The organism is Bacteroidota bacterium (assembly GCA_016714535.1).
GTDB lineage: Bacteria > Bacteroidota > Bacteroidia > AKYH767-A > OLB10 > JADKFV01.
This window is the reverse complement of sequence record JADKDR010000014.1, coordinates 23,061-35,477: the sequence shown is the minus strand read 5'-3', so window position 1 is coordinate 35,477 and position 12,417 is coordinate 23,061. Positions and strand designations below refer to the sequence as shown.

11 protein-coding genes are annotated in these 12,417 nt (G+C 38.8%); 6 read left to right on the top strand and 5 right to left on the bottom strand.

Annotation, left to right across the window (positions count from 1 at the left end; translation table 11 throughout):
• Nucleotides 1–17 precede the first annotated feature (17 nt).
• On the top strand, nt 18–602 hold the full coding sequence (locus IPO27_16475) for a Zn-dependent protease (GenBank protein MBK8848035.1): 585 nt from the start codon (nt 18–20) through the stop codon (nt 600–602).
• 69 nt (nt 603–671) lie between these two features.
• On the top strand, nt 672–2,213 hold the full coding sequence (locus tag IPO27_16470) for a T9SS type A sorting domain-containing protein (protein MBK8848034.1): 1,542 nt from the start codon (nt 672–674) through the stop codon (nt 2,211–2,213).
• 79 nt (nt 2,214–2,292) lie between these two features.
• Here IPO27_16470 and IPO27_16465 read toward each other — a convergent pair whose 3' ends face one another.
• The 4 genes from IPO27_16465 to IPO27_16450 all read right to left on the bottom strand — a co-directional run bounded on the left by IPO27_16465 (nt 2,293) and on the right by IPO27_16450 (nt 4,725).
• Nucleotides 2,293–3,225 carry a hypothetical protein gene (locus IPO27_16465; protein ID MBK8848033.1) on the bottom strand — a complete coding sequence of 311 codons (933 nt, stop codon included), beginning with the start codon at nt 3,223–3,225 and terminating at the stop codon, nt 2,293–2,295.
• A gap of 76 nt (nt 3,226–3,301) precedes the next feature.
• Entirely contained in the window at nt 3,302–3,862 is a 561-nt protein-coding gene (locus tag IPO27_16460) for a YceI family protein (protein MBK8848032.1), read from the bottom strand.
• Between the two features lie 28 nt (nt 3,863–3,890).
• Complete coding sequence (locus tag IPO27_16455; GenBank protein ID MBK8848031.1) at nt 3,891–4,253, bottom strand: cytochrome c; 363 nt, start codon at nt 4,251–4,253, stop codon at nt 3,891–3,893.
• Between the two features lie 202 nt (nt 4,254–4,455).
• Nucleotides 4,456–4,725, bottom strand: coding sequence for a helix-turn-helix transcriptional regulator (locus tag IPO27_16450; GenBank protein MBK8848030.1), 270 nt, complete (start codon nt 4,723–4,725; stop codon nt 4,456–4,458).
• 159 nt (nt 4,726–4,884) lie between these two features.
• On the opposite strand from IPO27_16450, the gene IPO27_16445 reads away from it, so the two are divergent.
• Both IPO27_16445 and IPO27_16440 read left to right on the top strand, forming a co-directional pair.
• Nucleotides 4,885–5,844 carry a hypothetical protein gene (locus tag IPO27_16445; protein ID MBK8848029.1) on the top strand — a complete coding sequence of 320 codons (960 nt, stop codon included), beginning with the start codon at nt 4,885–4,887 and terminating at the stop codon, nt 5,842–5,844.
• A 22-nt stretch (nt 5,845–5,866) separates the two neighbouring features.
• The gene (locus IPO27_16440) at nt 5,867–7,282 is read left to right on the top strand and encodes a T9SS type A sorting domain-containing protein (protein MBK8848028.1); all 1,416 of its coding nucleotides are present in this window, start codon (nt 5,867–5,869) and stop codon (nt 7,280–7,282) included.
• Nucleotides 7,283–7,297: 15 nt separating this feature from the next.
• Here IPO27_16440 and IPO27_16435 read toward each other — a convergent pair whose 3' ends face one another.
• Nucleotides 7,298–7,612 carry a YbaB/EbfC family nucleoid-associated protein gene (locus tag IPO27_16435; GenBank protein ID MBK8848027.1) on the bottom strand — a complete coding sequence of 105 codons (315 nt, stop codon included), beginning with the start codon at nt 7,610–7,612 and terminating at the stop codon, nt 7,298–7,300.
• 197 nt (nt 7,613–7,809) lie between these two features.
• On the opposite strand from IPO27_16435, the gene IPO27_16430 reads away from it, so the two are divergent.
• Nucleotides 7,810–10,005, top strand: coding sequence for a fibronectin type III domain-containing protein (locus tag IPO27_16430; protein MBK8848026.1), 2,196 nt, complete (start codon nt 7,810–7,812; stop codon nt 10,003–10,005).
• A 363-nt stretch (nt 10,006–10,368) separates the two neighbouring features.
• The gene (locus tag IPO27_16425) at nt 10,369–12,297 is read left to right on the top strand and encodes a fibronectin type III domain-containing protein (protein MBK8848025.1); all 1,929 of its coding nucleotides are present in this window, start codon (nt 10,369–10,371) and stop codon (nt 12,295–12,297) included.
• Nucleotides 12,298–12,417 lie beyond the last annotated feature (120 nt).

Sequence of the window (12,417 nt, the reverse complement as noted above, 5' to 3'; positions counted from 1 at the left end):
AATTCAATTCATTGCTGATGAAAATTCTATTTGCAACACTTTGCGTTTGTTTTTGTTGCTTCAGTTGTGATGTAACTAAAAACACTTCGACATGTATCATACTGCAACCTTATGATCAATTTAGTAAGGCAGAATTAAAATATGTACAAAAACAATTTCAGCAGTTTTTTCCATGTGTTACTATTGGCGAATCAATCCCCTTACCAACACAAGCTTACCTGGCGGCCCGCAACCGATATCGTGCCGATAGTTTAATAAGCTTGTTAGCTAAGAAATATTTTAGAGATACGGTTGTAATTGGCTTTACCAATTACGACATAAGCACTACGAAGGGCGATGTGACTGATTGGGGTGTGATGGGCTTAGGATTTAGGCCGGGCAATGCTTGCGTTGTTTCTACTTTCAGACTAACCAAAAAAAACCGTACAGAGCAGTTGGTTAAAGTAGCCTTACACGAGTATGGCCACACCAGAGGCTTGCCACATTGTCCTGAAACTTCATGCTTAATGCGCGATGCCGAGGGCGGCAATCCATTGGACGATGAAAAAGACTTTTGCACCAACTGCAAAAAATTATTACGCATAAAACAGGATATAAATTGAAGCAAAATTCTTATTAGCTTTGTAATTAATAATGTCTTCTTAAATAAAACTTCTTAAAAAATTAAAGTCATGAAAAATTTAATTACTGCGCTATTGCTTGCATTAACCTTTTATGCCAATAGCCAATGTACGTACGTTGCTATCCCCAATTCACCTGCATGTGGCAGCACTTGCAATGGGATTGTTACTTTTAGTGCATTTGGTGGTACCCCGCCATATTTTGTAAATATCAGCGGTGGGCCGTCATTTGCATTCAACACTTCCTTTGCATGGACTACAGCATGTGCCGGCAATTACCAATTTGTTGCAAATGATGCTAATGGTGCTTGTATGTTTTTGGGAATGTTTACCGTGCCTTCGGTAACACCGTTCAATGCCTCAATTGTAAACAGTGGCAGCAACACGCTCTGTCCTGGCACCTCGGCTACACTCATGGCCTCTCCTACGGGAAATGGATACACATATCAATGGCGAAGAAACGGCAATGCAATAGGTGCTGCCAACGCTCCATCTTATACAGCTACTATAGCCGGTTCTTATGATGTTATTGTAACAAATGGGCCATGCACATCTACTGCATCACCTGTAGTACTTACGCAAAGTCTTTTACCATCCATTAACATTTTTGCGGCAGGCCCCACATCCTTTTGTAATCCCGGTTCGGTGCTATTACAATCTTCTGCTATTAACACCACTACGTATCAATGGTTGCATAATGGCTTGCCGGTAAGCAACCTCAACTCTCATTTAGCAACATTGCCGGGAGATTATCTTTGTATAGCCATCAATAGTTGTGGCTCCATGCCAAGTAATACGATAACGGTAACAGTAAACGATGTGCCTCCTCAACCCGGAACAATTGCCGGTTCGGTAAACGGGGTTTGTAATTCAACAAAAACATACAGCATTGCAGTAGTGCCAACAGCAACATCGTATACCTGGATTCCTCCAACTGGAGCTTCTATAATGAGCGGTCAAGGAACAACATCTGTTAGTGTTTTGTTTAATAATAATTATGCAACCAAGCAACTGCAGGTTGGTGCCCATAACGGCTGCGGACCAAGCACACTACGCAACAAAACAATATCAGGTGCACCGGCAACACCGGGAGCTATTTCGGGACCTAATTCGGTGTGTAAAAAACAATTGGCAATTTATTCTATTTCGAATGTGGCAGGAGCAAGTACCTATACCTGGTCGGTGCCACCGGGTGCCGTTATTAAAAACGGGCAAGGCACAAAAACTATGAAAGTTCGTTTTGGTACGGTGGGTGGAAATATTTCGGTAGTAGCCAATAACACTTGCGGCACAAGCGGTGCAAACTCGCTTGCTGTAGCTATGCCTTGCCGCCTTAGCGAAGAAGATGAATTAAATCAATCAACCATAACCGTATATCCAAACCCCGCTGCGGATTTCATAAATTTTGAAAGCACCGGTGAAAGCGAAGTTGTAACGATTACTATATATGATGTGTTTGGTAAATTTATTTTTACAGGAACCATAAATGTAACCGAGCCCTTTGACTTGAAAAGTTACAACAACGGAATGTACGTGTACCAATTGGTTGATGGACCAAGCACCACCACCGGCAGGTTTTGCATTGCACGATAATAAAACGCGGGCGCGGGGCTAAAGCCCCGCGCCCGCAATATTTTATATTCAAAACAAATTCTTCAGTATACCGTATTAATTACAATCTAAAATTTCGGCTTATGTTGAAGCTGAATTTATAGCCGCCTTGACCCCACGAATCGGTAGTGCTAGCAAACATATCAGGCTCGTTGATAGAAGAGGCGTTGGTAAACATGAGTGAAAACACATGGCCTCCGGTTTCAAATTCGATGCCGGCACCTAGTGGATCAAAAAACTGCAAATCGCCATTTGCATTTTTCACTGTGCGATGAAATTTATTGATAGTATAATAATAATCGGCAATGATGGTCATGCTACGTGTAACCTTAACGCGAAAAGCAGCACCCACAGCATACAACTGATTATCGTCACGATAATCAGGAGCATAATTACGATGTGTAACCGAACCCATAAGTTGCGCGCTTATCGAAGGAGAAAATTTACGTGCAACAATCAATTGTGTATTATATGAAAGCCTGCGTATATCACGCTTTTTGGTTTGGCCATTTTCGGTTACCGAAAATATTCCAGCATTATCTTTTTCAGGTGTAACAACCATATTACTAAAAACCGTTAATGCTACCGGAAAATGATTATCATTGGTTTGCTCCAGTATTTTATATTTCACCAGGCCTTCGAGATTCTCGCGATACTTGCTGCGCGATACTCCTGCCGTAAGGCGCTCGGTAATTCCATATTCAAAAGCTATACGGATATCTGAACTGTTATCCAAGCCATATAAGGTATGTATGCCTCCGTTGCTCGCTGTTCCCATATTGCCAAAACGGTGAGCAACACGAAAATCAAGAACACGCTTATGCACAGTTTCGTTCGATTGGGCATTAATTACCTTGGTTGTTTTAAACGTTGCTATCACTTTTTCGCGTTCTTTCTTCTCGTTTTGATCGAGCAGTTTCATCATATCATCTTGTGCGCTTAGCGAAAATGTAAAGCCAAGCAGCATTAATAAAGTAAGAAATAATTTATTCATAGGTATTAATTATTAGTAGTTTAAAAAAAATCCCGTATTCAAAAATACGGGGAACGTTCTTTATTTTTAAAACAGGTTATTGCTTTTTCTCGAATTTCTTCAACACAAAATTGTGTGTTACCTTAACCATCTCTCCAATGTTAGATGCAACCAACTTAGGTACTTCTATTTTGTGGTCGGTAAGTTTTACATTGAATGTTCCGTTAATGGTAATTTCTCCATTCTTAATAATTAACGCGCCCTTTTCGGTATACTGTTTTTCGACCCCATGTATAATGAGCGCGCCTGTGGCAGTTACCGGATACTCACCATCCTTTGTATAATCTATGGTTTCATTTATCTTGCCATTAAACGTTGCTTTGGGATATTTATCGCTCTCTACATATTTCTCATTAAAATGTTCCTGCATCAATGGCTTTTCAAATTTAAACGAAGTCATGGTTACAGAATACACCAGCTTATTGCTTTCGGTATTTAAAATACAATTGCCTGATTTGCTGATGGCATCAATATTTTCTACAGGAGTTTCGCTAAAGAATGATAGCTGCCCTGCCTGTGTCATATACATTTGCGCCTGAATGCTTTTTGAAATAACTGAACTTAAAATTAGTCCAACTACTACTGCTATTTTTTTCATTTTATAATAATTTTTACAACAATTTATATTATTCGCAACCTATAGCACCATCGTTAATCCAATTTTTAATAAGATCAACATTGGCTTGTGCCATTCCGGTATCGGGCGGCATAACATCACTATCAGTTAGTGGCAAAGCGATGCGCCTTTTTATTTCGTCCTTATTAGCCACAATGCTTGCATAACTATCGAGCTGTGGCGAGGTTCCACCTGGCCCATGGCATACTGCACAGTTATTAATGAAAACCGGCTTTACCTTGGTCTTATAATAAGTTGTATCGCAATTTACTGTAATAACGGGAACTTCCGCTTTATCGTTTGTACATGCGCTTATCAACCAAACTGCGTTGATCATTGCAATAATAATTGCTACTCGATTCTTCTTTAACATAATGAACTTGATTAAAACGTATGCAAGTTGCAAATAATTATGCAAACTACATGCAGAAAACAGCAACAACAATCTGAATGAGGTTTTTTGTCATCTGAAATACAGATTTGGTTCGTTGATGGGAGGATTATTTGGAAAAAAAGAAAGGCATGCCTTAATCCATACGGTCAGAAAGATTCAATAAACTAAAGCGAGTTGAGGTTTAAAATTTAAATAGATCAGAAATATCAACCTTCAAAGTTTTTGCAATTCGTTTAACTGTACAAATGGTTGTATTAATTCTGCCGGTTTCAATTCTTGCAATTTGTGATAAGGTTAAGTCGGCATCTGCTGCTAATTCTGCTTGACTAAGTATGTGATTCTTGCGAATGGATTTTAAATTTTTTCCAAAGGCTACCAAAAACTTTTTATCGACCACATTTATCACAAGGCAATGATTGCCATTGTGGATAAAAAATATTATAGCATACATGCTATAATATGAAATTAATTATTATATCTACACAACCTGAATTATCACCGGGGTATATGTGATAAGTAATTTAATTTTTAATATAATACAAAATGTAAGTATCTTGCAATACTGTTGTTATGCAGTTTTGCCTTAATTTTATCTTGTAAAAAAGATAAAATGGAAAATGATCAAATGGGTGTTAATACAAATGGAGCTCGTATTAATGAAAGCGAAATGGGGAATGTAATAAATACATTTATTACACAAGTCATAGAGCAGGAGGACAATACAGAGGATTTCGAATATCAAGATGCCACGATAATAATGGAAGGGTGCTTAAACTACTTATTATGCAAGCCAGATACAATAGGTAAGGAGACAGCAATGGATACAACGTACTTTCTATTTGATGTTGCTATGCAAAATGGAGAGTATATGATATCGGCAGATGATATGAATACGCTTTATAGCGAAGTTCATGTGTCTGTTGCAAGTGCAGTTAATCGTGTAGGGTTTCCTGCAAATGATGCCAAATGGCGCGAATGGTGCGATATAGAAATTATTCGAGCTGAATTAAATCTAGGTACTAATGAAGATGAAGGGGAAATAGAAATTCGAGTTGTTTCTAAAGTAACTAATGTATCATTTATTCCCGATTGTTATGTGCATTGTGGATATGGAGTTAATGATTGGTGGAGTTGCTTTAATTTCTTCATTTCATGTGGCACTAATTCCTGTCCTCAAACTTCGTATTGGGAATGTGCTCGTGTCGTTGGAGCAAGACTTAATGCGCACAATAAAATATGCAATGTTCAAAATGTTAATGGGTACTATTTTAATATACAGTCTGTTTATGTTCCAAACACATTCTTAAATCCAAATGATCCAGTGCCTGGAGATAACATTAACGATTGGATGATGTTTGCAGGACTAACCAATTTATATACATGCTATGCCCCAATAGAAATGGACATGTATCATTCAAATCTAAAGTGGGTTGCAAATAATTATTCCGGAAAACCTGCTGGCAAAGCCCCATTTAGCTATGACTACAAAATTGTAAATCCATTAAATGGTACATATAACTCTCATGCTTATATAGAGTATGGTAAATTCAATAAATACATTGCGAATTAAACTCTTAATAATTATATTGCTGATGATTGGGCAACTAAAGGCCCAATCATCTTTTATTTACAATCAATTTTCCAAAGAAGATGATTTTGCCACTGATGCTATTCAACTTGCTGACAGTTCGTACATAATACTATGTGCAACTCTCGATACAACAATTTATAAATTTAAGCCATTCGTAATTTACCTTGATAAATTTGGAAATTTTGTCAATACAAAACAATTAGAACATTCGGTATCTGGTTCTCTTTTTTTAACTAAAATTGCAAAGGATAATGCAGGTGATTTTTATATTACGGGGAATGGCAGCTATGATACCTCAATATATCGCAATTATATTTATTTATCAAAATACGATTCCAACTTCGATACCTTGTGGACGAAACTTTTTTTTCATCCTGATACAAGCCACTTTTGCGTCAATCATTATTACGATGGGACGAATTTTTATTTAGCATGTGATACTCGTTATGATTCTGGACCCTCTTTCAACTATCGTACTATTGTCAGCTTTAGTACTGCTGGCAATTTATTAAATACATATAAAATAGATTCTGCCGGGTACGGTTACTCAATTAATATAAATAAAAAGGGAGCAATTCAATATTCAGTTCTTCTTTGGCAAAATACTGGTCAAGGCTCTTTATTAGATTTTAGTTCAACATTAAACTTTGTTGATTCTTGTAGTACCAACTTCAATGCCATTGAAATGGAAGCTGTTTCAATAAACAAGAGCACCTATGTTGTGTTTGATGAACCAATATTTCAAGGAAATAATTATACTGCAATGGGTGCCGCTATTATAGATAGCAACTGCCAATCGATAAAGAATATAAAACTAGGCACTTTTAATATTGATGAACGAGTAGCGTATTTTCATGGACTTGATACCATCTCATCCAATCGCATTATCGTAGGGAGCACACTTGGCTTTTCTTATGGCGGTACATTTTATGTACCTAAGCAATCGCAATTTCATATTGCCATGCTTGATGATAGCCTCAACATTATTTGGGATAAAAAAGTGGGTGATGATGCCTATCATGTCTTAACACGCATTATGCCTACTATGGATGGTGGGGTATTGGCTATTGGTTTTAGGTACGATTATTTAAATGTTTTTCCCTCCCCAAACCGCGATGTTATTGTCATGAAATTTGATTCGCTTGGTAATATTACCGGTTATAATGAAATAGATAATTCTATTCAAAATCAAATTTCAATTTATCCGAATCCGGCAAATACAGAGGTTACAATTTATAGCAACATCAATGAAGAAGCAGAAGTAATTATTTATAGCATTAAAGGACAACTTATTGAAAAAAAGACCCTTCATGGAACTATTAAAGTGGATGTATCAAATTACAACAATGGAATTTATTATTGCACCGTTGAAACTTCAAAACAACGATATCAGAAAAAATTTGTGATTGCGCATTAGCATCAATACAAAATGTTAAAACAACCCCGGAATATTAGGTAACAAGTCTTTGCCTGCTGCTTTCATTTCTGCTTCTGACACGGCATTGGCATTTTCAAGGGCTTTGCCAAGGGCTATTTCGAGTAAGTCTATCAATTCTTCTTTGCGATCAGGATGTACTAATTCATCAGCAATACTTATTTTTTTAACCGTACGATTGGCTGATAATTCTATCATGATTTTTCCATTACCTGCTTCGCCATTTACATAAACGGTATCGAGACGTTTTTTCATCTCTTCCATTTTGGTTTTCATTTCGCCCAGCTTACCGAGCATATCAAACATTCCCATTTTTATTTTTTCTTGCAAATGTATAATTCAAAGTAAAACACAAGTAACATCTTAATCAAAATAAGGTGCGCTCAACTTTGCGAAAAATCAGATCATATATATAGTTGTCACTAATTATAGTGAAAGACATTAAATGATTTTGATATGTAAGTATTTATATCTTGCTTTGAACCTTAATCCTTAATAAAAACAATTTTATGATGAAAAAATTTCTCGCCATCGCGGTGCTTGCTATAGGCATCGGTGCGGCACAAGCACAAGTACACAATCATCAGCATTGCTCCACTATGGAGATGCTCGAAGAACAAAAAAAATCTGATCCTGGCTTACAGGCACGCATGGATGCCATTGAACAAGCTACCAATGAGTACATAAAAAATCATGGTAATCAAAAGCAAAGTTCAGTTATTACTATTCCGGTTGTGTTTCACATTTTGTGGAATGTACCTGCAGAGAACATTTCGGATTCGCGCATATTGGCGCAACTTGATGTATTAAACAAAGACTTTGCACGGTTAAATGCAGATGCTGGCAATACCCCTTCAGTTTTTCAAGGTGTAGCAGCAAATACACAAATACAATTTTGCCTTGCACAGCGCGACCCAAATGGCGCAGCATCTACAGGTATCTTGCGTATCCAGACTACTAAGACTTCTTTCAGTTCGTCAGGCAATCCTATTAAGTTTACTTCTCAAGGAGGCTCCAATGCATGGCCCGCAGCCAGCTATCTTAATTTTTGGGTAGGCAATCTTAGTGGAGGCTTACTTGGTTACGCACAGTTTCCGGGTGGTACTGCAAATACCGATGGGGTGGTATGCTTGTACACATCGGTGGGTGGTCCTTCTAATCCCGGCACCGGAACTCCATACCACTTAGGCCGCACAGCTACTCACGAAGTTGGTCACTGGCTAAACCTTTTCCATATTTGGGGAGATGCTAATTGTGGCAACGATCAGGTATCGGATACTCCTACTCAGCAAACTTCTAATTTTGGTTGTCCAACTTTTCCTAAAGTGACTTGTGGCAATGGCCCCAATGGCGATATGTTTATGAACTATATGGACTATGTTGACGATGGATGTATGAACATGTTCACAACCGGACAAAGTACACGCATGAATGCTGCTCTTGCCGGTCCTCGTGTTGGGCTTACAACCTCGCTGGGTTGCAGCCCGGTAGGTGGTTGTGGTACTCCAACAGGACTAAATTCATCTGGTGTAGGTTCATCATCAGTTTACCTTGGTTGGAATTTGGTTTCGGGCGCTGTATCTTACAATATACGTTACCGCATAGTTGGAACGACAACATGGACTACTACCACATCAACTACTACTAGCATTGGTATACCGGGATTAACTTCTGGTAGCAACTATGAGTATCAAATACAAGCTGTATGTACCAATTCAACAGGTGCCTATTCTTCTTCTGCAAATTTCACAACCCTTACGGCCGGTTGCGGCTTACCTGGTAGCTTAACTGCATTAAATGTTCAAGCTACAACTGCTTCAATCACTTGGCTATTGGTAGGTGGTGCTACCAGTTATAAAGTGCAGTATCGTGTTTTAGGTACTTCTACCTACACTACAAAAACTGCAACTACCTCACCTTATAACCTATCTGGATTAACTCCAAGTACTACTTATCAATATCGTGTTCGCGCAGTATGCGGGGCAACGCTTGGCAACTATAGCACTGTAAAAACCTTTACTACACAAGCTGGTGGTGGTGGTGGATGCACCGGAAGCGATCCTTACGAACCAAACGAATTGTCCTCAACTGCTGCTACCATAAGTCCTAATACCGATGCTTATGGAATTATTAGCACTGCAACCGATGTAGATTTTTATAAGATTACAGCTACCAATGCAGCTCCAAAAATTAAAGTAATTCTTGATGGACTTCCAGCTGACTATGATGTGAAGCTGAGCTTTGGATCTACCGGTGCCTTAATTGCAACCTCGCAACTTTCAGGCACTACTCCTGAGCAAATAATTTATAATGGAGCAACAGCGGGTGCAGTATATAAGGTTAAGGTTTATGGTTACAACGGTGCATTCGTTCCAACATCGTGCTATCGTTTAAGAGTAAGCACAAGCGCATCAAACTGGCGCGAAGGTGGCGACATGGTTCAAAACGAGAACACTAATACGATGGCTTTGTATCCTAATCCTGCAAAAGATTTAGTAACTGTCGATTTGTTCTGCAATAAAGCTCAAACCTCAACCATCGATATAGTGGATATGTTGGGACGTACAGTGTTGAGCATACAACAAGATTTAAATGATGGCAATAATCAAGTTAATCTTGATCTAACTAAAATTCAAAAAGGTATGTACACGGTGCGCGCTAGTATGAATGGTCAGGCACTTATTAAGTCGCTGGTTGTTCAGTAGTAAACCATAAGTTAAGATACTCGTTTAAGAAAGGTTGCCTTGTTCCAGGCAACCTTTTTTTTATTTCAACGAACAACTATTTGCAATACGGTTGCATAATCAGTTTAATCAATAAGATTACTAGAGCATTTACCAGTGGTGCTAGATTATTTAGTGTTCATCTATTTCATTCGTTTTGCGCTTACCATTCTACAATTTGATGAATTTTATTTTTTCTTCTTAGCAGAGGGATTAATTTTTTAAAAAAACATTATAAATGGATTCTAACGCAAACTAATTATACCTAAAAAGTTGCCAAATAAAAGTTGCACCTGTCAAATTAATAATACATTAGCCTCCCAATCCCAATTAAATTTAAAAAATATGATTAAAAAAATTTTCGCGGCAGCGGTACTATTAATTAGCACCTACGCAGCACAAGCGCAAACCAACTATCAACATTGTGCAACCATGCAAATGTTAGACGAGCAAAAAATGGCAGACCCAAACTTGCAATCGCGTATGGATGCTATTGAAGAAGAGACCAATGTATTTATTGCCAATTACAATCAATCGCAAAACAAAACGAGTGCAGTAATTACCATTCCTACTGTGTTTCATGTTTTGTATAATACTTCATCACAAAATATTTCGGATGCACGTATACTGGCACAGTTAGATGTATTGAACAAAGATTTTGCCCGTTTGAATGCGGATGCAGGCAACACACCCTCGGTATTTCAAGGAGTGGCTGTGCCTACCAACATTCAATTTTGCCTTGCTCAACGCGATCCTAATGGCAATGCGACTAACGGTATTAACCGTGTGTCAACTACCAAAACAAGTTTTGGCTCTTCAGGAGATCCTATGAAGTTTTCTTCGTCTGGCGGAGTAAACGCATGGCCTACCGGTAGCTATTTAAATATTTGGGTATGTAATCTTAGCGGTGGCTTATTAGGCTATGCGCAGTTTCCAGGAGGTTCTGCCAGTACCGATGGCGTTGTAGTTTTATTTGGTAGTGTGGGTGGTCCTGGCACTCCGGGTACATCAACACCTTATCATCTTGGCCGCACGGCTACCCACGAAGTTGGCCACTGGCTTAACTTGCGACATATATGGGGAGATGCAACCTGCGGTAACGATTTAGTAAGCGATACGCCTACACAACAGACCAGTAATTTTGGATGTCCGTCTTTTCCTAAAGTTACATGCAGCAATGGCCCTAATGGCGATATGTTTATGAACTACATGGATTATACTGACGATGCATGTATGAATATGTTTACAGCCGGACAAAGCACACGCATGGATGCTGTACTTGCCGGTAGTCGCGCCTCATTGACAACTTCGCTTGGATGTACTCCCCCTAATGGTGGTGGTTGTGGCACTGCAGCAGGTCTTGCGTCAAGCGGTGTTACACAAACAGGAGCAACACTTAGCTGGGGAGCAGTAAGCGGTGCAACTTCGTACAATGTGCAATACCGAGTGGTGGGTGCAACCTCATGGACAAGCATCACAAGTGCAACAACCTCTGTAGCTATAAGTGGTTTATCAGCAGGAACTAATTACCAATTCCAGGTACAGGCTGTATGCTCTGGCACCACAGGCGCGTGGTCAGGCGCTGCTACTTTCACCACACAAAGTGCCGGGGGTGGCTGTAATGGCGATCCTTATGAATCTAATAATTCAAGTTCTACCTTTAAGCAGATAGCTGTAAACACGGATATTTACGCGTTGATAGGTTCAAGTACCGATAAGGACTGGTTCCGTATTACTACCGTTTCTCCAGCAACTCGTGTAAAGGTAACACTAACTAATTTACCTTTCGATTATGATTTGCGATTATATAATAACTCCAATAGCCTGCTTGCCTCTTCTGAATTAGGAGGAACTGCGAATGAGCAAATAATTTATAATGCAACTACGGCCACGTCTTATAAAATCCGTGTGGTTGGTTATAGCGGAGCTTTCAGCACTTCGCAATGTTATGTATTGCGTGCTAACACAAGTTCGACTAACTTTAAGGTGATGGGCAGCATGGACCATACTGGCAAAGCTGCTTACAATGATTTGTCGGCTTATCCTAATCCAAGCCGTAACGAAATTAACCTGATGTTTAATAGCGATATAGCTTCAAGCGGAGCCATCACTGTAAGCGATATTTATGGCAAGCAACTGTTTGCAACTAATATTACCATTGAGGAAGGAACTAATACCCCTACCGTTAACATCAGCCATCTTAATACCGGAATTTATTTTGTAACTGTAACTGATGGGGTTGATACGTATAAGATTAAAGTTGTTAAAGAATAATTTGTACGCATCAATTAATAATTAAGCGTCTGTTTAATATTTATTTTAAACTCATGCTTTAAAAAAAAGGTCGCCCTGTGGTGGCCTTTTTTTTTGAGCGAGAAGCAACAACCCTTACGA

What these genes read in the sequence shown, in the direction of transcription:
- IPO27_16475 (MBK8848035.1), top strand. Translation starts at nt 18, where the DNA reads ATGAAAATTCTATTTGCAACACTTTGCGTTTGTTTTTGTTGCTTCAGT.
- IPO27_16470 (MBK8848034.1), top strand. Translation starts at nt 672, where the DNA reads ATGAAAAATTTAATTACTGCGCTATTGCTTGCATTAACCTTTTATGCC.
- IPO27_16465 (MBK8848033.1), bottom strand. Translation starts at nt 3,225, where the DNA reads ATGAATAAATTATTTCTTACTTTATTAATGCTGCTTGGCTTTACATTT.
- IPO27_16460 (MBK8848032.1), bottom strand. Translation starts at nt 3,862, where the DNA reads ATGAAAAAAATAGCAGTAGTAGTTGGACTAATTTTAAGTTCAGTTATT.
- IPO27_16455 (MBK8848031.1), bottom strand. Translation starts at nt 4,253, where the DNA reads ATGTTAAAGAAGAATCGAGTAGCAATTATTATTGCAATGATCAACGCA.
- IPO27_16450 (MBK8848030.1), bottom strand. Translation starts at nt 4,725, where the DNA reads ATGTATGCTATAATATTTTTTATCCACAATGGCAATCATTGCCTTGTG.
- IPO27_16445 (MBK8848029.1), top strand. Translation starts at nt 4,885, where the DNA reads ATGGAAAATGATCAAATGGGTGTTAATACAAATGGAGCTCGTATTAAT.
- IPO27_16440 (MBK8848028.1), top strand. Translation starts at nt 5,867, where the DNA reads ATGATTGGGCAACTAAAGGCCCAATCATCTTTTATTTACAATCAATTT.
- IPO27_16435 (MBK8848027.1), bottom strand. Translation starts at nt 7,612, where the DNA reads ATGGGAATGTTTGATATGCTCGGTAAGCTGGGCGAAATGAAAACCAAA.
- IPO27_16430 (MBK8848026.1), top strand. Translation starts at nt 7,810, where the DNA reads ATGATGAAAAAATTTCTCGCCATCGCGGTGCTTGCTATAGGCATCGGT.
- IPO27_16425 (MBK8848025.1), top strand. Translation starts at nt 10,369, where the DNA reads ATGATTAAAAAAATTTTCGCGGCAGCGGTACTATTAATTAGCACCTAC.